The organism is Lacrimispora sanguinis (genome assembly GCF_044987295.1).
In the GTDB taxonomy this organism is placed as follows: Bacteria; Bacillota; Clostridia; order Lachnospirales; family Lachnospiraceae; genus Lacrimispora; species Lacrimispora celerecrescens_B.
Map to the genome: position 1 here is coordinate 3,882,923 of NZ_CP173277.1, position 20,277 is coordinate 3,903,199.

At 45.1% G+C, this 20,277-nt stretch carries 15 protein-coding genes; 11 read left to right on the forward strand and 4 right to left on the reverse strand.

From position 1 onward, the window contains the following. Positions 1 to 4 precede the first annotated feature (4 nt). Positions 5 to 1,336 (forward strand): efflux RND transporter periplasmic adaptor subunit, encoded by a 1,332-nt coding sequence (locus tag ACHZES_RS18035; protein WP_395549072.1) that lies wholly within the window; start codon positions 5 to 7, stop codon positions 1,334 to 1,336. Between the two features lie 56 nt (positions 1,337 to 1,392). Here ACHZES_RS18035 and ACHZES_RS18040 read toward each other — a convergent pair whose 3' ends face one another. Then, complete coding sequence (locus ACHZES_RS18040; RefSeq protein WP_154525557.1) at positions 1,393 to 2,811, reverse strand: cell wall-binding protein; 1,419 nt, start codon at positions 2,809 to 2,811, stop codon at positions 1,393 to 1,395. A gap of 372 nt (positions 2,812 to 3,183) precedes the next feature. Between ACHZES_RS18040 and ACHZES_RS18045 the strand changes: the two genes are divergently transcribed. Together ACHZES_RS18045 and ACHZES_RS18050 are read left to right on the forward strand one after the other, a co-directional pair. Then, positions 3,184 to 3,642: a DUF6323 family protein gene (locus ACHZES_RS18045; protein ID WP_038277759.1), complete on the forward strand. Its 459-nt coding sequence runs from the start codon at positions 3,184 to 3,186 to the stop codon at positions 3,640 to 3,642. After that, positions 3,632 to 4,480 (forward strand): DUF6179 domain-containing protein, encoded by an 849-nt coding sequence (locus tag ACHZES_RS18050; RefSeq protein ID WP_395549071.1) that lies wholly within the window; start codon positions 3,632 to 3,634, stop codon positions 4,478 to 4,480. The genes ACHZES_RS18045 and ACHZES_RS18050 overlap by 11 nt, the downstream gene beginning before the upstream one ends. 87 nt (positions 4,481 to 4,567) lie before the next feature. Here ACHZES_RS18050 and ACHZES_RS18055 read toward each other — a convergent pair whose 3' ends face one another. Next, entirely contained in the window at positions 4,568 to 8,830 is a 4,263-nt protein-coding gene (locus ACHZES_RS18055; protein WP_395549070.1) for an acyl-CoA dehydratase activase-related protein, read from the reverse strand. A gap of 253 nt (positions 8,831 to 9,083) precedes the next feature. Between ACHZES_RS18055 and ACHZES_RS18060 the strand changes: the two genes are divergently transcribed. The 4 genes from ACHZES_RS18060 (at position 9,084) to ACHZES_RS18075 (ending at position 13,752) form a co-directional block, all read left to right on the forward strand. Next, positions 9,084 to 10,025 carry a magnesium transporter CorA family protein gene (locus tag ACHZES_RS18060; RefSeq protein ID WP_038277762.1) on the forward strand — a complete coding sequence of 314 codons (942 nt, stop codon included), beginning with the start codon at positions 9,084 to 9,086 and terminating at the stop codon, positions 10,023 to 10,025. Between the two features lie 27 nt (positions 10,026 to 10,052). Further along, positions 10,053 to 10,898, forward strand: a complete 846-nt coding sequence (locus tag ACHZES_RS18065) for a rhomboid family intramembrane serine protease (protein WP_038277763.1) — start codon at positions 10,053 to 10,055, stop codon at positions 10,896 to 10,898. Positions 10,899 to 10,913: 15 nt separating this feature from the next. Continuing rightward, a complete protein-coding gene (gene pyk / locus ACHZES_RS18070; RefSeq protein WP_038277765.1) occupies positions 10,914 to 12,350 on the forward strand; it encodes a pyruvate kinase in 1,437 nt (478 codons plus the stop codon). 130 nt (positions 12,351 to 12,480) lie between these two features. Continuing rightward, a complete protein-coding gene (locus ACHZES_RS18075) occupies positions 12,481 to 13,752 on the forward strand; it encodes a diaminopimelate decarboxylase (protein WP_395549069.1) in 1,272 nt (423 codons plus the stop codon). A 508-nt stretch (positions 13,753 to 14,260) separates the two neighbouring features. Here ACHZES_RS18075 and ACHZES_RS18080 read toward each other — a convergent pair. After that, positions 14,261 to 14,407, reverse strand: coding sequence for a hypothetical protein (locus tag ACHZES_RS18080; RefSeq protein WP_395549068.1), 147 nt, complete (start codon positions 14,405 to 14,407; stop codon positions 14,261 to 14,263). A 189-nt stretch (positions 14,408 to 14,596) separates the two neighbouring features. Between ACHZES_RS18080 and ACHZES_RS18085 the strand changes: the two genes are divergently transcribed. Beyond that, entirely contained in the window at positions 14,597 to 14,875 is a 279-nt protein-coding gene (locus tag ACHZES_RS18085; protein WP_038277768.1) for a hypothetical protein, read from the forward strand. Between the two features lie 118 nt (positions 14,876 to 14,993). Here ACHZES_RS18085 and ACHZES_RS18090 read toward each other — a convergent pair whose 3' ends face one another. Beyond that, positions 14,994 to 16,154 (reverse strand): M20 family metallopeptidase, encoded by a 1,161-nt coding sequence (locus ACHZES_RS18090; RefSeq protein WP_154525551.1) that lies wholly within the window; start codon positions 16,152 to 16,154, stop codon positions 14,994 to 14,996. A gap of 157 nt (positions 16,155 to 16,311) precedes the next feature. On the opposite strand from ACHZES_RS18090, the gene ACHZES_RS18095 reads away from it, so the two are divergent. The 3 genes from ACHZES_RS18095 to recA all read left to right on the forward strand — a co-directional run bounded on the left by ACHZES_RS18095 (position 16,312) and on the right by recA (position 20,273). Further along, entirely contained in the window at positions 16,312 to 17,202 is an 891-nt protein-coding gene (locus tag ACHZES_RS18095) for a S8 family peptidase (protein ID WP_353655242.1), read from the forward strand. A 215-nt stretch (positions 17,203 to 17,417) separates the two neighbouring features. Then, positions 17,418 to 18,770 carry an FAD-binding oxidoreductase gene (locus ACHZES_RS18100; protein WP_395549067.1) on the forward strand — a complete coding sequence of 451 codons (1,353 nt, stop codon included), beginning with the start codon at positions 17,418 to 17,420 and terminating at the stop codon, positions 18,768 to 18,770. 408 nt (positions 18,771 to 19,178) lie between these two features. Next, positions 19,179 to 20,273: a recombinase RecA gene (gene recA, locus ACHZES_RS18105; RefSeq protein WP_038277772.1), complete on the forward strand. Its 1,095-nt coding sequence runs from the start codon at positions 19,179 to 19,181 to the stop codon at positions 20,271 to 20,273. The last annotated feature ends 4 nt before the right edge of the window (positions 20,274 to 20,277 follow it).

A 20,277-nucleotide genomic window follows, 5' to 3' on the forward strand; every position in this document is an offset into this window, starting at 1 on the left:
GCTTATGAAGATCCGAATGGATGGCAGAAAAAAGAAAATATGTTTTTTGGCTGCAGGAATTATCCTTGTACTGGTCATAGGAATTAATGTAGTTAAAAGTTCCAAGGGGACCCCGGTGCAAACGGTAGCAGCTTCTTATGAAACGGTAGAAGACCGCTATACGGAGGAAGGGATCCTTACGGCCGGAGGGGAGTACCGCCTGGTTTCAGAAGTATCAGGTCCGGTAAAAGAGGTTATGGTTAAGGAGAATGATGGAGTCAAGGCAGGAGATATCCTGTTTACTATTGATGACAGGGATTTATTGCACGAAAAATCCCTTTGTGAAAGCGCTCTGGCGGGGTTTAATGCTAAGTTGGAAGAGAGCCTGATCGGGCAGGTGATGACGTCATCGCCTCAGGAATATCTGGATTCCATAAGATCGGAAGTGTTGGCAAAGGAGGCGGATTATCAGGCTGCAAAGACTCTTATTGACGCTTCCCAGTCTCTGTATTCAGCCGGCAGCATTTCCAGAATCGAATGGGAGAAGGACAGGGCATCTTATGAAAACGCCTCATTAGCATGGGAGCAGGCAAAGAGCCGATATGAGGAGAGCCGCCGGTTTTTAGAGAGCCTAAAGGCGGGGGGCATTGATGAAACAACCATTAACGGTAGGTTTTATGATAGCGTGGAGGAACAGCTAAGAGCCCAGATCAAATCCCAGGAAACGACGATGGAACAATTGGAAGACAGGTTAAAAAAATGTGTGGTAGCTGCAGACAGAGATGGAGTCATCACATCCCTTCCGGTCAAGGATATGTCTTACATACAGGCAGGAGAAACTGCCGTGACCATCAGCGGACGGGGAAAGATCCAGGCAGAGTCTGACGTGCTTACAAGCATTGCGCCCTATCTTTCTCCGGGAGATAAGGTGACGGTGATCCTGCAGCTTAGGAATCAGGACCAAATGTACACTGGAACCATAAACCAGGTCTATGACTATGCGGCCAAAGGGACCTCAGCCCTGGGAATGGATGAATATAGGGTGCATGTGAAGATCGATATGGATGAGGACCAAACTCTGGAAGGAAAGGAAGGATACGGAGCCAACATTCGTTTTACCCTGTATCAGGGAGAACATAAGCTGGTGATCCCTTCAAGCGCCGTTTTTGACCTGAATGACCAAAAGTACGTTTTTGTAATTAATAACGGAAAGGCGGAAAAGCAGCCCGTGGAGGTCGAATACAGGACAGCATCCCAGGCGGTCATAAAAGAAGGGCTGACAGAGGGGCAGAAAATCATTGACCATGTAGATTCAGAAGTGATCTATGAAGGGGCAAAGGTGTATGCAGGTTCGTAAAGAAATAAAAGGGCGGCAGCATGGAAATTCCAATGCTGCCGCCTTATTATTTGATATTATTTAATCTTATCATAGCTGGATTCCTTGATGGTTCCGTCGCTGTTGGTCTTGTAGTATTTACCGTCGCCATCCTGAACGTTATTCTTGCTCTTTGCAAGCTTTCCGCTTGTACCGACTAAGTACTCTTTATCATTGTATTCTACTACTTTATATTTTTCATCTTTGTCAGCTTTGATCAGTCTTCCCTGTACGTAGATGCTGTCATCGGTAATGGAATTGTAGCCGGCTCCCTTGTTGCTTCCAGCCTTGCGGAAGTTGTAGGTGTATTTCTCACCGTCAATGTCAATGGTTGTCTTGCCGGTTGTCATAGCGCCTTCCTTAGGAGATGTACCGAAGTAGTAAACCTCTGCGGCATCATCGGCTGCAGGGAAATCGCTTTCTGTTTCGATCTCGCTGTAGGATGCGATGGTTCTGCCTGATTCAAAGGTCAGCTTATAGAGACCCTGAAGCATTTCGCCCTTTTCGTTGAATGCGTAGCTTAAACCATTAATGGACTTAATCTGGCTTGTTGTCAGCTGTCCGTTGGTGGAAGCGTAGAACCAGTATTCTGTACCGTCATCATAAGCTTCTGCATCAACCTCTTCACTTGGAACGGTCTTGAACCAGCCCTTTGCAAGCCAGCACTGTTCTGGGAGATTGTAATATTGGTTTGCAGAGCTTGCTGTTGAAGGGGTGCCTGATTCATACCATTCGGATTCAGCGGCTCCGTTTTCATTGAAGAGGTATTTTAAACCGTTAATGGTCTTGGTAGTATCCTTTAATTTCTTGCCGTTGGTACCGAAATAGAACCAGTAAGCTCCGTTAAAGTTATCTTTTTCATTTTCAGAATCCTCAACTTCGATGGATTTCCAGCCGATAGACTGAGCACCGTCAGAGGAATCTCCTAAGTAATACATTCCATCTTTCCAAGCGTCGTCTCCGGTCTGGCGTGTGGATTCTTCATTAACCCAGCCAAACAGCATCTTTCCTTCGGAATCAAAGGCATAGTCATGGAATTGTCCATCGGCAACCTTTATGGATTTAAAGGAAGTCTTACCGGAAGTAGGAGCTTTATAGGCTTTTCCGTTGCTTCCAAAGTAGTACCAGTAAGTATCAGGAGCATCTTCTTCATCCTGGTCGGCAGTAATTTCACGCCATTCATTTGTAACCATAGCGCCTGATGAATTTACATAATAGTAATTGTCATCGGATTCGATTAAGCTGCTGGTAGCCAACTCGCCATCTTCGTTAAGATAGAACCAGTTGTCTCCGGATTTGCGCCAGGATTCGGTAGTTACATCTCCATTGGAGTCGTAGTATACCCAGGTGTCATTTTCCTGTGACCAACCCTGTGCGGCGAAGGAGGTCATGGATGCACCTATGGTAAAAATCGCTGCAGCGCAGGGAATAAGCCATCTAAGTTTCTGTTTTCTCATGTTTGTTCTCCTTTCAATAAGAACCCTTTTTGTTAACTTTGTCAGCAGGTCTTGCTGATGGAATGACTTTAAACCATGGAGTAAGTCTAAGGTCAAGCGATGTAAAAAAGGCGTAAGAATGCGTAAGAAAAGCAGGAGAATTTAAGAAAACTGTAATCTCACCATATTCTGGAAGCGGTTCCAGCGGCTGCCACCAGGTTAGAATTGGAATTGCAATTCATATTAGTAATAGGGCAAAAAAAAATAAAAAAGAGACAGGAATCCCTATCTCTTATGCAATAATAATACCACAAAATTTACTTTTTTTCAAGTCTTGTAATTTGGCTCTGCCTGGAGTAGACTTTGTATTTATCAAAGGAATGGAGGGTTTTTATGGATAACGGGAAGTGGTTACAGACTGCAAACGACAGCCTTCAGATTGCTAAAGTAAAGGCGGCCAATGATTATACAAAAAAGTTTGGTCTAGCTTTAACGGATGAGGAGACAGCTTTGCTTATCAGGGAGAGAAAAGATGCGTTAAAGGAACAGGAACGGGTGGAATTTGGTGAAGGTATTCTTCCGAAACTGATTTTTGCGTTTTGTGATTCCCCGTATATTTATCAGGATAATTACGTGGATTCCCTGGGAAGACTTCAGGATATGTTCTACCTATATAAAAATGAATCATTAGATGAAATTACTGATGACGAACTGATTGAATTCATGAAGGACCAGTTTGACGGACCGTGCCAGGGCTCTCTGGATCATCTGGAGGATACTGGATTGGAGGCGTTTGCAAGGCGTGTCCGCCTTGGACTAGATTTATATGAGGAAGAAGACGATGAGTTTTGAGACGGAAGAGTTATTGCCAATCGTGGCGGAATTAGCAGATAAATATACGGGAAAGGAAAGTTCCTCCATTACCTATGAAAAAGCAAGACAGCTCATGGAAGCCGTCCTTTATTGCATCCATGAGTACGAAGATTATCCGTCGGAAAGGCAGGAGCTTCTTCTTACGGATAGAAAGATGGTTGCAAAAATGATTTATGGGCTGGGATATGAGAAAGTGCTTAGGAATGTGAAGGAAACTCAGGTCCTGTATAACAAAACAATACCGGATTTTAAGTATTATGAGAACCGGTGTTATTACGATACCTTTGTTAAAGGCATTCCATCTTTTTTCCTGTATTATGATCCTCGTTTCCAGCCCCAGAATCACATTCTAACGCTGGATTATCCGGTTCTGCATCCAATATACTCATTAAGGGGAATTGATGCCATAAGCGCCTTTGTGAAATGTATTAGTCTGGAACAAGTTTTTTTAAGAAAATTGCCGGATGAATATATCCTTCATGTGCTGAGGGCTTATTCCCCGGATCATGAGGAACTGATCATCAACCTAACAGGCATTGTGCTGCGGAATGTTCTTGGCTGCCGTATGGCAGGTAAAAGGATTAATACACAGGGATATACCCCCGGAGAACTGGGAAGGTTAATAGATTATGTAAATCATAACGATAGTGCCGAATTGGAACAGGATATGGAGGGGCTGGTTGATGAATTGGTAAGGTCCGGATATGATGGCCTGGAAGAATTGGGTGATTACCTGAAGGCAGACCTGCATGATTACTGCTTTGAACTGAAGAATGCTGTGGAGAATCAGTGCCTGGATTCCATTCTCGCTATATAGAATGAACAACAGGGTGATTTTTTGTAAATATTGATAACGTGAAATAAAAAAACCGGGAAGATCGTAGGATTCTTCCCGGTTTCTTTTTTACACCGTTTCCGAGGGATTTTCCCCTCTGCGCATATTTTTCTGGGCAGTGGAGAGCATCAGCTTGATTCGGTTTAACTGGTTTACTTCGCTTGCGCCGGGATCATAATCCACGGCAATGATATTGGAATCAGGATAAGCTTTCCGCAGCTCCTTGATGACGCCCTTTCCAACGATGTGATTGGGGAGGCAGCCAAAGGGCTGGGTGCACACAATATTGTTGGTACCGCTGTGGATCAGCTCCAGCATCTCTCCGGTTAAAAACCAACCTTCGCCGGTCTGGTTTCCGATGGATACAAATTCCTTTGCCATATCCGCCAGATTTCCGATGTAGGCCGGGGCTGTGAAGTGTTTGCTCTTTAACAGCTCCTTCTTTGCAGTCCTGCGGAAATATTCCAACAGGGAGATTACCATATTGGATAAAGCTGCGGTAGTTTTCTTACCGCCTAAATTCTGGGCCTTAAAGTTATTGTTGTAGAAGCAGTATAACAGGAAGTCCATCAGGTCCGGCATAACAGCTTCCGCGCCCTCTGATTCCAAAAGCTCTACAATGTGATTGTTGGCCAGAGGAGAAAACTTAACAAGGATTTCTCCTACGATTCCTACCTTGGGCTTCTGAACGGCATTTCTTGGAAGATTATCAAAATCCCTGATAATTCCCTTAATGTTACGGGAGAAGGTCATCATGTCCGGGGATTTCCTGGACAGGGATTCAATGCACTTTTCTTTCCATTTCTCATGAAGGGAATTGGCTGAGCCGGGCACCTTCTCATAAGGGCGGGTCGCATATAAAACTCTCATAAAGACGTCGCCGTATACGACTGCCTGCATAGCCTTTGTCAGCATAGGCAGGGTGATGGTAAATCCCGGGTTTGTCTCCATGTTGTTTGCATTGACGGAAATAACCGGTATATGGCCCATATCTGCTTTCTCCAAGGCGCGCCTGATGAAGCCGATGTAGTTGGACGCCCGGCATCCGCCTCCGGTCTGACTCATGAACACCGCAGTGCGATCTAAGTCATATTTGCCGGAAAGAAGTGCATCCATGATCTGGCCCACCACGATAAGAGACGGGTAGCAGGCATCGTTGTTAACGTATTTTAATCCGGTATCAATGGAAGAGCGGTTGTCGTTTTGAAGGACCTCCACCCGGTAGCCAAAGGAACGGATAGCTGGTTCAATTAAATCAAAATGAAGGGGTGACATCTGAGGGCACAGGATGGTGTAATCCTTTTTCATCTCTTTGGTAAACATAATCCTGTGATAAGCGCTGGAAACCACCTTCTGTTCGTAATGGCGTTTGTCACGCACCCGCAGTGCCGCAATCAGAGAGCGTATACGGATTCTGGCAGCTCCCAGGTTATTGACCTCATCGATCTTTAAAACGGTATAGATCTTACCGGAGCCGGTTAAGATGTCATTAACCTGGTCCGTAGTAACAGCATCCAGCCCGCAGCCAAAGGAATTCAGCTGGATCAAGTCCAGACGGCTCTCCTTTTTAACGAGAGCTGCGGCCCGGTAAAGCCTGGTGTGGTACATCCACTGGTCAGTAACCACCAGAGGGCGTTCGATTTCAGCCAGATGGGAAATGGAATCCTCCGTGAGCACGGCAAATCCATAGGAGGTAATAAGCTCCGGAATACCGTGGTTGATTTCCGGATCCACGTGATAAGGGCGGCCCGCCAGCACGATGCCATGGCGGTCGTTTTCCTCCAGCCACTTTAAAGTTTCCTCGCCCTTTTTCTCCATATCGGCCCTGGAAGCCATAAGCTCCGCCCAGCCCTTCCCGGCAGCTGCAGCAACCTCAGACGCCGGAATCTGGAATTCCTTTGCAAATACCTCTGTTAAGCGTCCGGTAAGGATTTCTTCGTTGGTAAAGGCCATGAATGGGTTCAAAAAGCGGATATTTTCTGTTTTGATACCTTCCACGTTGTTCTTGATGTTTTCTGCGTAGGAGGTGACAATGGGGCAGTTAAAATGGTTTCCTGCCTCAGGGGTTTCATTCCGCTCATAGGGAATGCAGGGATAAAAAATGGTTTTAATTCCCTGCTTAATCAGCCATTCAATGTGTCCGTGAGCGATTTTTGCCGGATAGCATTCCGATTCGCTGGGTATGGATTCAATGCCCAGCTCATAAATCTTTCTGGTGGACTGAGGGGAGAGCACGGTCCGGAATTTCAGTTCCTTAAAGAAAACAGCCCAGAAGGGGTAGTTTTCATACATGTTTAAGACTCTTGGAATGCCGATGGTGCCACGCTCCGCAAGATCCGGGCTAAGAGGCTCGTAATCAAACATACGGCGGTTTTTATAATCAAAGAGGTTTGGTATTTCTCTCTTTGCTTTTTCCTTACCAAGGCCTCGTTCACAGCGGTTTCCCGTAATAAACTGGCGGCCACCGTCAAAACGGTTAACGGTAAGTACACAGTTGTTGGTGCAGCCCTTGCAGCGGGCCATGGAGGTTTCATAATGCAGCCCCAGAATCTTATCAAGGCTCAGCATAGAGGTGGTTTTGGATTCCTCATAGCGTTCCCTTGCGATAAGAGCGGCGCCGAAAGCTCCCATGATGCCTGCAATATCAGGCCTGATGGCTTCGCAGCCTGAAATCTTTTCAAAGCTTCTTAAAACGGCATTGTTATAGAAGGTACCACCCTGGACTACCACATGCTGACCCAGATCAGAAGCATTTGTAATTTTAATTACTTTAAACAGGGCATTTTTAATGACTGAATAAGCTAGCCCTGCAGAAATATCGGATACCTCTGCCCCTTCCTTTTGGGCCTGCTTTACGTTGGAATTCATGAATACCGTGCATCTGGTCCCTAAATCGGTGGGATTCTTGGCAAATATGGCTTCCTGTGCGAAATTCTCCACCTGGTAATTTAAGGAGTTTGCAAAGGTTTCGATAAAGGAGCCGCAGCCCGAGGAACAGGCTTCGTTTAACTGAACGCTGTCCACGGTACCATTTTTGATGCGGATGCATTTCATGTCCTGACCGCCGATGTCCAGGATGCAGTCTACCTCAGGTTCAAAAAAAGCTGCCGCATAGTAGTGGGAGATGGTCTCCACCTCGCCCTCATCAAGCAGGAAAGCTGATTTTAAAAGGGCCTCTCCGTATCCTGTGGAGCAGGACCATACGATCTGGCTGTCCTTTGGCATCTGTTCCTTGATCTCACCCATGGCCCGGATCGCCGTTGCAAGAGGACTTCCGTTGTTGTTGCTGTAAAATTTATATAGCAGGGTGCCGTCTTCACCTACAAGGGCTACCTTTGTGGTGGTGGAGCCTGCGTCGATCCCTAAAAAGCATTTTCCGTGGTAGGAGGATAAATCACCCTTTTTTACGCAGTGGCTGTTGTGACGGTCTATAAATGCATCAAAATCAGCCTGATCCGAAAACAGGGGCTCCATGCGCTTTACTTCGAATTCCATCCGGATGCCGGATGATAAGCGGTTTATCATTTCCTCCAGAGAGATATCCCCTCCCTGCATTTCCTCTGCATTCATAGCCGCGCCGATGGCAGCAAATAAGTGGGAATGCTCCGGAGCGATGATCTCATCCCCGGATAAATGGAGGGTACGGACAAATGCCTTCTGAAGCTCCGGAAGGAAGTGGAGAGGGCCGCCAAGGAATGCCACATGGCCCCTGATCGGCTTTCCGCATGCCAGGCCGCTGATGGTCTGATTGACCACTGCCTGAAAAATAGAAGCCGCAAGATCTTCCCTGGTCGCTCCTTCATTGATGAGTGGTTGAATGTCCGTTTTTGCAAATACGCCGCAGCGTGCGGCAATTGGGTAAATGGCCTTATAATTGGCCGCATATTCATTTAAACCGGAGGCATCGGTCTGTAAAAGAGCTGCCATCTGATCAATAAAGGACCCGGTGCCACCGGCACAAATCCCGTTCATACGCTGGTCAATGCCACCGGTGAAGTAAATAATTTTTGCATCTTCTCCGCCAAGTTCGATTGCCACGTCGGTCTGCGGGGCATAATCCTTAAGAGAGGTGGCAACTGATACTACCTCCTGGACAAAGGGAACCTTTAAATGGCTGGACAGAGTTAATCCGCCGGAGCCTGTGATGGCAGGACGTAAGTCCATAGGGCCCAACTTATCAAAGGCCTTCTTTAAAAGGCCTGCCAATGTTTCCTGTATGTTTGCATAATGTCGCTCATAATCAGCGAATAAGATCTCATGGTCTTCATTTAATACAGCTATTTTAACTGTTGTGGAACCGATATCGATTCCTAATGTGTGATATGTAATCATATGTGCGGGGTATCCCCTGCCTCCTTTTGTGTAAAAGTAAGTTGCTGACTCACCGAACATCAGTTTAACATAAAATAAGAAATAATACAATTGCCATAACATGCTAAAAAAATGTTAAATCTAGTAAAATTTGTTTAAGTTAACGAAAAGGGGTTCCTTTTCATTTGACAAAAATGGCCTGGGAAATTATAATGTATAAGTCAAAGTCTGCCAACGTTTTTATTTAGATTTTTCAGCGAAAGAGAGAAATGCTATGATTCAGATTTATAAAACAGAAGACGGCCTGATTCAGCAAAAGGATGAGCTTTCTCCTGGTTCCTGGATCGCCCTTACCAATCCGACTGCCACAGAGATCCTGGAAATCGCTAACACCTGTAAAATCGATCCCGATGATTTAAGGGCTCCTCTTGATGAGGAAGAACGTTCCCGTATCCAGACGGAGGATCATTACACGCTTATCCTGGTAGACGTTCCCACCATTGAGGAACGCGGCGGCAAGGACTGGTATGTTACCATACCAATGGGAATCATTACGACAGATGATGCCATTATTACGGTCTGTCTGGAGGAAACCACAGTTCTCAATGCATTTATGGATGGCAGGGTGAGGGATTTCCACACGTATATGAAAACCCGGTTTATCCTGCAGATTCTTTATAAGAATGCATCTTTGTACCTGCAATATTTAAGAATTATTGACAAAAAGAGCGGGGAGGTCGAAGAGAAGCTTCATAGATCCACAAAGAACCGGGAGCTTATTGAGCTTTTGCAGCTGGAAAAGAGCCTTGTATACTTTACCACATCCCTGCGCTCTAATGAGATGGTACTTGAAAAACTGATGAGAAATGAAAAAATCAAGAAGTACCCTGAGGATACGGAACTTTTGGAGGATGTCATCGTAGAGAATAAGCAGGCGATCGAGATGGCAAACATCTACAGCGGGATTTTAAGCGGAACCATGGATGCCTTTGCTTCCGTCATATCCAATAACTTAAATATTGTAATGAAGTTTCTGGCAACCATCACCATTGTTATGTCCATACCAACCATGGTGGCAAGCTTTTACGGAATGAATGTTAATTCCATAGGTATGCCTTTTGCAGATAATCCTCATGGCTTTATCATTGTTTTAGGTTTGACACTGGCCTTAACGCTGATTGTAGCGTGGATTTTTTCTAAAAAGGATCTGTTTTAGCTTTAGCATGGCAGAAAAGAGGAAAGCATGAATTTTTTTAATAATTTCGAACGCAGATTCAGAAAGTATGCAATTCCGAATCTGATGTACTATATCATCGGCATGTATGGTGTGGGACTCTTAATGGAGATGCTCGCACCGGGATTCTACTGGCAGTACTTATCTCTTGACGCAGGAAAAATACTTGGCGGTCAGGTGTGGAGGATTGTCACGTTTATGATTTACCCGCCGGGAGGCGGCACGTTCTTTAGCTTGATCGGCATGTATTTATACTACATGCTGGGAGTGAACCTTGAGAGAATCTGGGGAGCATTCCGTTTTAACGTCTATTTCTTCATGGGAGTCATCGGTCATGTGGCGGCGGCGCTGATCGTGTACATTTTCATGGGAAAGACCGTATACCTGACAACGGAATATCTCAATTATTCCCTGTTTTTTGCCTTTGCCGCCACATTTCCGGATTTGGAATTCCTTTTGTTTTTCGTGATACCTATAAAAGCCAAATGGCTGGCCACCTTTAACGGAATCTATTTCCTGTATGGCTTTATCACCGGCAATATAGCGACCAGAGTCACGATATTCATGTCCTTATTGAACTTTATCATTTTTTTCCTTTTGACACGGAATTTAAGCCGGTTCAATCCGAAAGAGATCAAAAGAAAGCAAGAGTTTCATAAGCAGACGAAGATAAAGCCCCAAGGATGGACACACCACCGGTGTGCCGTTTGCGGACGGACCGAAAAGGATGCCCCAAACCTGGAATTCCGTTATTGTTCAAAATGCGAAGGCAGTTATGAATACTGTTCTGAGCATTTGTATACACATAAACATGTAACACCGTCCAACCCCACAACCGGTGATACGACCAACTAGCTACGGAGGATAACGATGAAGAGAACCAAGATTATTTGCACTATGGGACCTAATACCAACGATTACGCAATGATGAAGGCACTTGCCGAGCACGGCATGGATGTTGCCAGATTTAACTTTTCACATGGTGATTACGAGGAGCAGAAGATGCGCCTTAATTTACTGAAGAGCATCCGTGAGGAACTTGACCTTCCGATTGCAGCGCTTCTTGATACAAAAGGACCGGAGATCCGTACCGGACTTTTAAAGGACGGCAAAAAGGTGAATCTGAAAGAGGGAGAAATCTATATCCTGACAACAGAGGAAATCGTTGGAGATGATACAAAAGGACATATTAACTATGATGGCCTGAATGAAGATGTGATCCCAGGAAACCGTATCCTCATTGACGATGGTCTGATTGAACTGGAAGTTCTTGAGGTAAAGGGTAAAGAAATTACATGTAAGATCATTAACGGCGGCGAGTTGGGAGAGAGAAAAGGCGTTAACGTTCCTAATGTTAAGGTAAAGCTTCCTGCGCTTACCGATAAGGATAAAATGGATATTAAATTCGGTATTGATCAGGGTTTTGATTTCATTGCAGCCTCCTTTGTACGTACAGCAGATGCCATTTACGAAATCAAGAAGATTTTGGATGAGCAAGGTTCCAATATGGCCGTTATCGCCAAGATCGAAAATGCAGAAGGCATTGAAAATCTGGATGATATCATTGAAGCCAGCGACGGCATCATGGTTGCCCGCGGCGATATGGGAGTTGAGATCCCGGCCCAGGAGGTTCCGTTTATTCAGAAGAGCATCATAGAAAAATGTAACGAGGCCTGCAAGCCTGTTATTACAGCTACCCAGATGTTAGATTCTATGATCCGCAATCCCCGCCCAACAAGAGCAGAGGTAACGGACGTAGCAAATGCAGTTTATGACGGAACAGATGCGGTAATGCTTTCCGGCGAAACCGCTATGGGTAAATATCCGGTTGAAGCCCTTTCCATGATGGCTTCCATCGTAGAGGAGACAGAAAAGCATCTGGATTACAGCGCATACAGAGAGCGCAAGGTTTCTGCTGTTAATGTGCATAATGTATCCAATGCCGTATGTTATTCTTCTGTAGCCACTGCTCATGATCTGGGAGCCAGAGTGATCGTAGCGCCAAGCATCACCGGCTTCACAACAAGACTGTTATCCAAATGGAGACCGGAAAGTCTGATCATCGGTCTGTCCCCAAGTGCTTCCGCTCTTCGTCAGATGCAGTTATACTGGGGTGTAAAGCCATTCCATGGAAAGCGTGCGGAGTCCACGGACGTTTTGATTTATTCCTCCATGGAACTGTTAAAATCAAAAGGCATTGTAAAGGAAAATGAAACGGTAGTGGTTACTGCTGGTGTGGTGAATCCGGTGAGAAAAAATGAGCCGGCAGCTCATACCAACATCATGAGGGTCGTAACCGTAGACTAACGTGCTATGAATATTTATACAAAATAAGTGTAGACAAAGGAGTCTATCCCCGGTACAATGTAGCTTACAGCAGATGTGCCGGAGACAGGCTCTTTTTGCATATGGTAAGCTACGAGAGGAGAGGAAAGCTATGGATAAGAGACCATTTGTTACCAAGGAGAAGTTAGAAGAAATCGTAAAAGAATATCCTACACCTTTTCATATATACGATGAAAAAGGGATCAGGGAGAATGCCCAGAAGTTAAAGGAGGCGTTTTCCTGGAATAAAGGATACCGGGAGTATTTTGCGGTAAAGGCCACGCCGAATCCATTTATCCTGAATATTCTAAAGGATTATGGGTGCGGAGCGGATTGTTCATCCATGACAGAGCTTATGATGTCTGATTGCCTTGGCTTTACCGGATCTGATATCATGTTTTCTTCCAATGATACGCCTGCTGAGGAATTTCAGTATGCGGACAAAATCGGCGGAATCATCAATCTGGACGACATTACTCATATCGATTATCTTAAAAAGGCCATCGGGCATATTCCGGAAACCATTAGCTGCCGTTATAATCCGGGCGGAATATTTAAGATCAGTAACGACATTATGGATAATCCGGGGGATTCCAAATATGGGATGACGACCGAGCAGATGTTTGAGGCGTTCCGGATATTAAAAAGCAATGGAGCCAAACACTTCGGTATCCATGCTTTTTTAGCCAGCAATACGGTGACCAATGAATATTATCCCCTTCTTGCAAAAGTGCTTTTTGAACTTGCAGTAAAGCTTAAAGATGAGACAGGAGCCCATATCTCTTTCATTAACTTATCAGGAGGGATCGGAATTCCTTACCGTCCGGGTGAAGAGTCTAATGACATCAAGGCCATCGGTGAAGGTGTCCGAAAGGTTTACGAAGAAATTCTGGTACCGGAAGGAATGGGAGATGTGGCAATTTACACAGAGCTTGGACGTTTCATGCTTGGGCCTTACGGCGGACTGGTAACAAGAGCCATTCATGAGAAGCATACCCACAAGGAATACATCGGCGTGGATGCCTGTGCAGTGAATTTGATGAGACCGGCCATGTATGGGGCTTATCATCATATCACCGTTATGGGAAAAGAGGGAGATGTGTGCGGCCATAAATATGATGTGGTGGGCTCACTCTGTGAAAATAATGACAAATTTGCCATTGACCGGAACCTGCCTGAGATATCCGTAGGCGATTTGCTTTTCATTCACGATACAGGAGCTCATGGCTATGCCATGGGATATAATTATAACGGGAAATTAAAATCTGCGGAGCTGCTCTTAAAAGAAGATGGATCCGTTCAGATGATCCGCAGGGCCGAGACTCCCAGGGATTATTTTGCCACCTTTGATTTTTGCGATGTGCTGAAGGATATGAAATATTAATAATTTTGTAAGGAATTATAAATATAGGAGAGATGGTTTCCGGAGTTTTGGGAAGCTTCTCTCCTGTTTTTTACTCAGAACTCCTGTTTTTTCTTAATTTGGGCAGAAAAATCCCTGTGCCACATGACACAGGGGTGATTTTTCTTAGGATTTTCGGATTTCAAAAAGGGTGAAAGGATAATTGATACATTGTGCATTTCTTATGGTCTTAGTATAACACACCGGCTCTAGAAAAGTTTGTATATTGTTTGAATAGATTATGAAGATTTTCTTAATTCAATCGTTACGTAGAAAATCAGATGTAATTAAAATAGCAAAAAAATCTGGACTCGCCCTCATGAGCTATTTGAAAAATTATAGCTATTACACAACTAGTGACATAAATCTAATCAATTAGTGGCATTATTCGGATGTCCATATCAATTAATTGGAAAAGAGTTTATCTGCATCGTGGGTTCCATATTTTTCATCATTTATACGCTCTTTTACAGGAATCCATGTTTCCAGATCAATAAGGAGTTGTGTTCTTGCGTATTGCTTGGGCGAGTTCTCCGACTTCTTCTGATAATTTTAGAAAATAATCTTTTTTGAGGTCTGGATGATAATCTTTTTCTTTAATATATTTTTGTAATTTTGATATTGTAATATTTTTCATTTTTGACCTCCGATATGCCTGGTTTTTTATTTATTATTTCATATATGACACAAAATAACAAGTGAAAGAAAGGGTGAGTGCTGATAGCGTAGCACTTTAGTGTAAGAAAATTATCGAAATTTGTAGGTAATATTTACTTTCTTTCGGCAAACCTTGGTATATAATATTAATATGGAGGTGAAAGATATAATGGGTAGAACATGGCATTTATTTCCTGGTATTTATAGAAATAAGAGTATAAGGAATTGTTTAAGGGGATTAGAAAGCAATGAAGATTATACAATATTTTATGATGATGGAATTTTTCAGTTTGAACGGAAAAGAGGAAGTAAAAAAATAGTTTGCGAGATTAGTGTAGGTGCGTTTTATGATATTTGTAATGGCTTATATGATAAAACCGAGATTAATAATCGAATAAATGATTTTATTCTGCAGCAATTATATCTAAAAGGTGTTGAATTAGAGTAGCCATTGGTCGGTGGGTGCTTATTTCCCGTTTCGATCCTATTACATAAAAATGAACCCACCATGTTGGTTTTATTCAACATATTGGGTTCATTTCAATTCTGGGCCCAGCAGAAGATATCTAGAAAAGAATGGAGCGTGCCAGTCTGGTGAGCACTTCCTCGCATCTTAAGATATCTTCACAGGGGACAAATTCATCCGGCTTATGGGCCAGTTCCAGATCACCGGGACCATAGGACATGCAGTTGGGGTTGTGAAGCTTTCCGGCGATGACGGCGGTGTCGGTATACCCGGGGAAATAGGAAACAGGGACCGTTTTTCCTGTGGTTTCTTCTGCTGCGGCTTTCAGGGCTTTTAATAAATAGGAGCTTTCATCCTTTTCAATAAAAGGCCTGTCTCCTGTGATCTCATAAGAAGCTGTGATCCCTGGAACTGCGACTGCAGCTTCCCGGATGGCCTGTTCCACAATGGAGATGGCAGCAGCTGTATCTGTGGGAGGTACCAGACGCATGTCGATCCAGACTTTGCATTGGTCAGGAACCACATACGGGCGGTATCCTCCTTCGATCTGGCCGAATGTGACGGTAGATATGCCCAGATCCTCATGGGAAGGGCATTCTCCGATCCGGCGGCGTATGGAAGAGATGATCTCGGCCATAGCGGCAATTGCATCGGCCCCTTTCCAGGGAGTGCTCGCATGGGCGGTTACTCCGGTAACGGTAACTTCAAACCAGGTACGCCCTTTATGAGCAACCTGGATCTGCCCGTTCGTTGGCTCTGTGTCCAGAATAAAGCTTTTTTCCGTCACCCAGCCTTCTCTTATCACATCCTCAACTCCCCGCATGAAATCTTCTTCATCAACAGTACCGATGAAAACAAAGGAATGCCTGGGAATTTTTCCGGAAGCCGCCTCCTTTGCCATAGCGGAAAAGGCGGAGAGGGCGCAGGCCAGTCCGGATTTCATATCACAGGCTCCCCGGCCATAGATCCTACCATTGATAACCTCCGCTCCGAGAGGGTCGGTTGTCCAGCCGTCTCCAATGGTCACCGTATCCATGTGGCAGATATAAACAAGGGCCGGGTCGTCGATTTCCCCTTTGATTTTTGCCATAATATTATAACGGCCCGGGAGGACCTCTTTTTTAATGACAGGGACAGGCAGGGAAGATAACCTGTTAAAAATATATTCGGCAATATTTTTTTCGTATGCACCGGGATCCGTACTGTCGATGCGGATCAGGTTCTGTGTCAGCAAAGTGGCATCGGATCGATGATTTTCCATAATAATCTCCTTACATGTTATTTTATATCCATTATAGGAATGGATTTGCAGAAAGTAAATGGTATTTGACTAAAATCTTCTTTTGTATTTCGGAGGAAAAGAAACCACATGAGCCAAACCGGAATATCCTAATAAAAAAGGAATCAGGTAATGGACTGTGAATCATGTGAGAGAAGCAATACACTGTGATGCTGCCCATCGTATGGGTTATACAGGACGTGGGATTGGAGTTGCAGTTCTCGATACGGGGATTTATCTTCATGAGGACTTTGAACATAGAATGGCGGCTTTTGTAGATATTGTACACCGCAGAAGGGACACCTATGACGATAACGGTCATGGGACCCATATATCAGGAATCATCGGAGGCAGCGGCATCGCTTCCGGAGGAATGTATATGGGCATTGCACCAGAGTGTCATATCATTATGCTTAAGGTATTGGATAAAAAAGGAAACGGCTATGCTTCTGATGTGTTAGCTGGACTTAAATGGATACGTGATAACAGAGAAAGGTATGGGATCAGGATTGTAAATATTTCTGTTGGTTCCTTTTCGAAAAAGGGGATGACAGAGAATTCTGTTCTTGTGCGTGGAGTAAATGCGGCATGGGATGACGGGCTGGTGGTCTGTGTGGCCGCAGGAAACATGGGACCGGGCATGAATACCATCACAACTCCGGGAATCAGCCGGAAGGTGATCACTGTGGGGTGCTCAGATGATTATAAAGAGGTCAATGTTATGGGAAACCGAATGATCGATTATTCCGGAAGAGGTCCCACCGGGGCCTGCATCTGCAAACCGGAAATCATCGCTCCGGGAGCAGGGATTATCAGCTGTGCCAATGAATCAGGGCAATACCTTGCCAAAAGCGGAACCTCAATGTCGACGCCCCTGGTTTCAGGGGCGATTGCGCTTCTCCTTCAAAAATATCCCTATTTAACCAATCGGGATGTGAAACTAATGTTAAGAGAGCGGGCAGTGGATCTGGGGCTTCCCATTAATCAGCAGGGCTGGGGGATGCTTGATGTGGAGAAGCTTTTGATGTAATAGAAAAACGTATAAATATTAACAGGGCTTCTGCGGGAAAGTTTGACCCGTGGAGGCCCTTATATTGTTTAGCACATGCCGGTTCTAATCTTCATGAAGAGGGGGGGACTGTTTGGCAGCGGTGTATGCGCACAGGAAATAAAACATTGTACGAGCCATATATTATAAGAGGAATATGCATAAATTTATGCGTCCAATTATTAAGGAGAGATACAATGAAATATAAAAAGGAACCTGAACTGACCGGACGGATTGTTTTGCCAAATGATCCGCTGTACAACTCCGCCCGTCAGGAATTCAATACGTTTTTTAATAAATTTCCACTGGTTATTGTTTTCGCAAAGGAAACACAGGATGTCATCAATGCAATACGCTGGGCGCGTTATAACGGAGTACCACTTCGAATGCGCTCTGGACGCCACAACTACGAGGGTGTGTCTGCGTTAAATGGCGGGCTTATCATCGATGTCAGCGAAATGAAACAACTGGAGATAAATCGAAAAAAAGGTACAGTCACACTCCAGACAGGGCTTCGGAATATTGAAATCATAGAAGAACTTGGTTCACAGGGTTTAGTCGTTCCACCGGGGCTATGCCCTACCCCTGGCATTGCTGGCGTTACCTTGGGCGGCGGGCATAGCAGCCTTTCCAGGCCTTGGGGGCTTGTTATTGACAATCTTCTGGAGGCAGAGTTGGTAGATGCAGATGGCTGTGTGCTGCATGCAAGTGCAGACCGCAACGCAGACCTGTTTTGGGCTCTGCGGGGTGGAGGCGGCGGTAACTTTGGCGTTTGCACTTCCTTCTGTTTTCGTACGCACGAAATCGATACGGTGGCTTATGCCGCAATCAACTGGGAACTTGAAGACTTGAAGCCGGTGCTAAAGGTCTGGCAGGAATATACGCTTCCCGACGCAGACATCAGGTTTACACCGCTGTTATCGATTATATCAGGAGAGCAGCCTCTTTTGCTTGCACAAGGGGTGTTTCTCGGCTCAGCCAAGGAATTGCGCGAATTGCTTCGTCCCTTACTCCGGACCGGTTCGCCGAGCAGCGTTTTTATTGAGGATATACCATGGGTAGAAGCCGCAGCCCGAATCGGCAGGACCCAGCCCGTCAGCCCGGAGCCATTTAAAAGCGTTGGGCCTTATGTAGATGCATTGCTGCCGGACGAGGCAATTGACATCATACAGCGTTTTATTACAAATCCTCCAACCTCTGCTGTGTCTCTCTTGTTTCATGGCCTGGGTGGGGCGGTAGCCGATATTCCCAGCAGAGCCACAGCGTATTTCCAGCGTAAGGCACTGTCAAATATGTCTATTTACGCCACATGGAATGAGCCTGAAGGCGCTGGCCCTGGTATTCATTGGGTGGATCAATTCCGAAGGGAAATGCTGCCATATACCAATGGTGTTTATATCAACACCCAGGATCTGTCCATTGAAAACTGGCCAAAGGCTTACTACGGCGGTAACTTTGAGCGCTTGACCAGAATCAAGGCGAAGTACGATCCGGAGAATTTTTTCCGTTTTCCGCAAAGCATTCCACCGACTTTCGGCTGCCGCGAATAACTGATAGAGAAATGCATAGGTTTTTAGTGGGAACAATTGCATGGTAATAAAAAACCGTGTTTATCCGGGTATTTTGAGAATAGCACGGTTTTTTTCTGAATGATGCTTATTGCAGGTCAGTTGATAAAGCAAATTCGGATTGATATTCTTGCAAAATAATACTTGCACCTCCATCCCTCCTATGCTATAGTAAATTAACAGTATGAAAGCAGTCTGTCTTTCTCTTCAACTTCCAGGCATTTCGCCGGAACATCCCTATTGAATTCATTAATACGAAATTTTTTGCTGTGTGGGTTAGGAGTGTGGTGCGTATTGAGCTCAGAAGTATAAAATTCTGGTTGACATTTGCCCCGAAGTATACTATGATTATAAACAGAAAAAGAACATTTGTTCGCATCGGAGGATAATATGAATAAAGATGATAAGCTAAAGGCGCTTGATGCCGCCCTTACTCAGATAGAAAAGGCATATGGAAAAGGCTCTGTTATGAAACTGGGCGACTCAGGCACAAATATGAATGTGGAGACCATACCAACGGGAGCATTAAGCCTTGATATTGCCCTTGGACTGGGCGGAATTCCAAAGGGAAGGGTTGTGGAGATCTACGGACCGGAATCCAGTGGTAAGACGACCGTTGCCCTTCATATGATCGCAGAAGTTCAAAAGAGAGGCGGCATCGCAGGATTTATTGACGCGGAGCATGCCCTTGATCCTGTTTACGCCAAGAACATAGGAGTGGATATTGATAACCTTTACATTTCCCAGCCGGATAACGGGGAGCAGGCATTGGAGATCACAGAGACCATGGTAAGATCCGGTGCCGTTGACATTGTAATCGTAGACTCGGTGGCAGCACTTGTGCCAAAGGCCGAGATCGAAGGAGATATGGGTGATTCCCATGTGGGTCTTCAGGCGCGTCTGATGTCCCAGGCTCTTAGAAAGCTGACGGCCATTATCAGCAAGTCTAACTGTATTGTTCTGTTTATTAATCAGCTCCGTGAGAAAGTGGGAGTGATGTTTGGAAGTCCCGAGACCACCACAGGAGGACGTGCCCTTAAGTTCTACGCGTCTGTCCGCCTGGATATCCGTAAGATCGAGACCTTAAAGCAGGGCGGCGACATGGTAGGAAACCGGGTCCGTGTCAAGGTAGTTAAGAATAAGATCGCACCGCCATTTAAGGAGGCGGAATTCGACATCATGTTCGGCAAAGGTATTTCCAAGGAAGGAGATATCCTGGATCTGGCGGTAAAAGAGAATATCGTGGAAAAAAGCGGTGCATGGTTTGCATATAATAACGTCAAGATCGGCCAGGGACGTGAAAATGCCAAAATTTATCTTCAGGACAATCCGGCCGTTTGTCTGGAGGTAGAGAACAAGGTCCGTATAAAATATGGGCTTCATGAAGAAAGCAGTATAGAGCCGGAGCGTGCTGGTGCAGCTGCTGCTAAGGAAAGCAAGAGAATCAAGGCAGAAGAAAGCAAGGACGAAACTTCCAAGGAGTAATCCC

Coding starts and splice junctions, on each gene's coding strand:
- ACHZES_RS18100 (WP_395549067.1), top strand. CDS start 17,418: ATGAAATATAAAAAGGAACCTGAACTGACCGGACGGATTGTTTTGCCA.
- ACHZES_RS18040 (WP_154525557.1), bottom strand. CDS start 2,811: ATGAGAAAACAGAAACTTAGATGGCTTATTCCCTGCGCTGCAGCGATT.
- ACHZES_RS18075 (WP_395549069.1), top strand. CDS start 12,481: ATGGATAAGAGACCATTTGTTACCAAGGAGAAGTTAGAAGAAATCGTA.
- ACHZES_RS18090 (WP_154525551.1), bottom strand. CDS start 16,154: ATGGAAAATCATCGATCCGATGCCACTTTGCTGACACAGAACCTGATC.
- ACHZES_RS18080 (WP_395549068.1), bottom strand. CDS start 14,407: ATGAAAAATATTACAATATCAAAATTACAAAAATATATTAAAGAAAAA.
- ACHZES_RS18045 (WP_038277759.1), top strand. CDS start 3,184: ATGGATAACGGGAAGTGGTTACAGACTGCAAACGACAGCCTTCAGATT.
- ACHZES_RS18065 (WP_038277763.1), top strand. CDS start 10,053: ATGAATTTTTTTAATAATTTCGAACGCAGATTCAGAAAGTATGCAATT.
- ACHZES_RS18060 (WP_038277762.1), top strand. CDS start 9,084: ATGATTCAGATTTATAAAACAGAAGACGGCCTGATTCAGCAAAAGGAT.
- recA (WP_038277772.1), top strand. CDS start 19,179: ATGAATAAAGATGATAAGCTAAAGGCGCTTGATGCCGCCCTTACTCAG.
- ACHZES_RS18050 (WP_395549071.1), top strand. CDS start 3,632: ATGAGTTTTGAGACGGAAGAGTTATTGCCAATCGTGGCGGAATTAGCA.
- ACHZES_RS18035 (WP_395549072.1), top strand. CDS start 5: ATGAAGATCCGAATGGATGGCAGAAAAAAGAAAATATGTTTTTTGGCT.
- ACHZES_RS18055 (WP_395549070.1), bottom strand. CDS start 8,830: ATGATTACATATCACACATTAGGAATCGATATCGGTTCCACAACAGTT.
- pyk (WP_038277765.1), top strand. CDS start 10,914: ATGAAGAGAACCAAGATTATTTGCACTATGGGACCTAATACCAACGAT.
- ACHZES_RS18085 (WP_038277768.1), top strand. CDS start 14,597: ATGGGTAGAACATGGCATTTATTTCCTGGTATTTATAGAAATAAGAGT.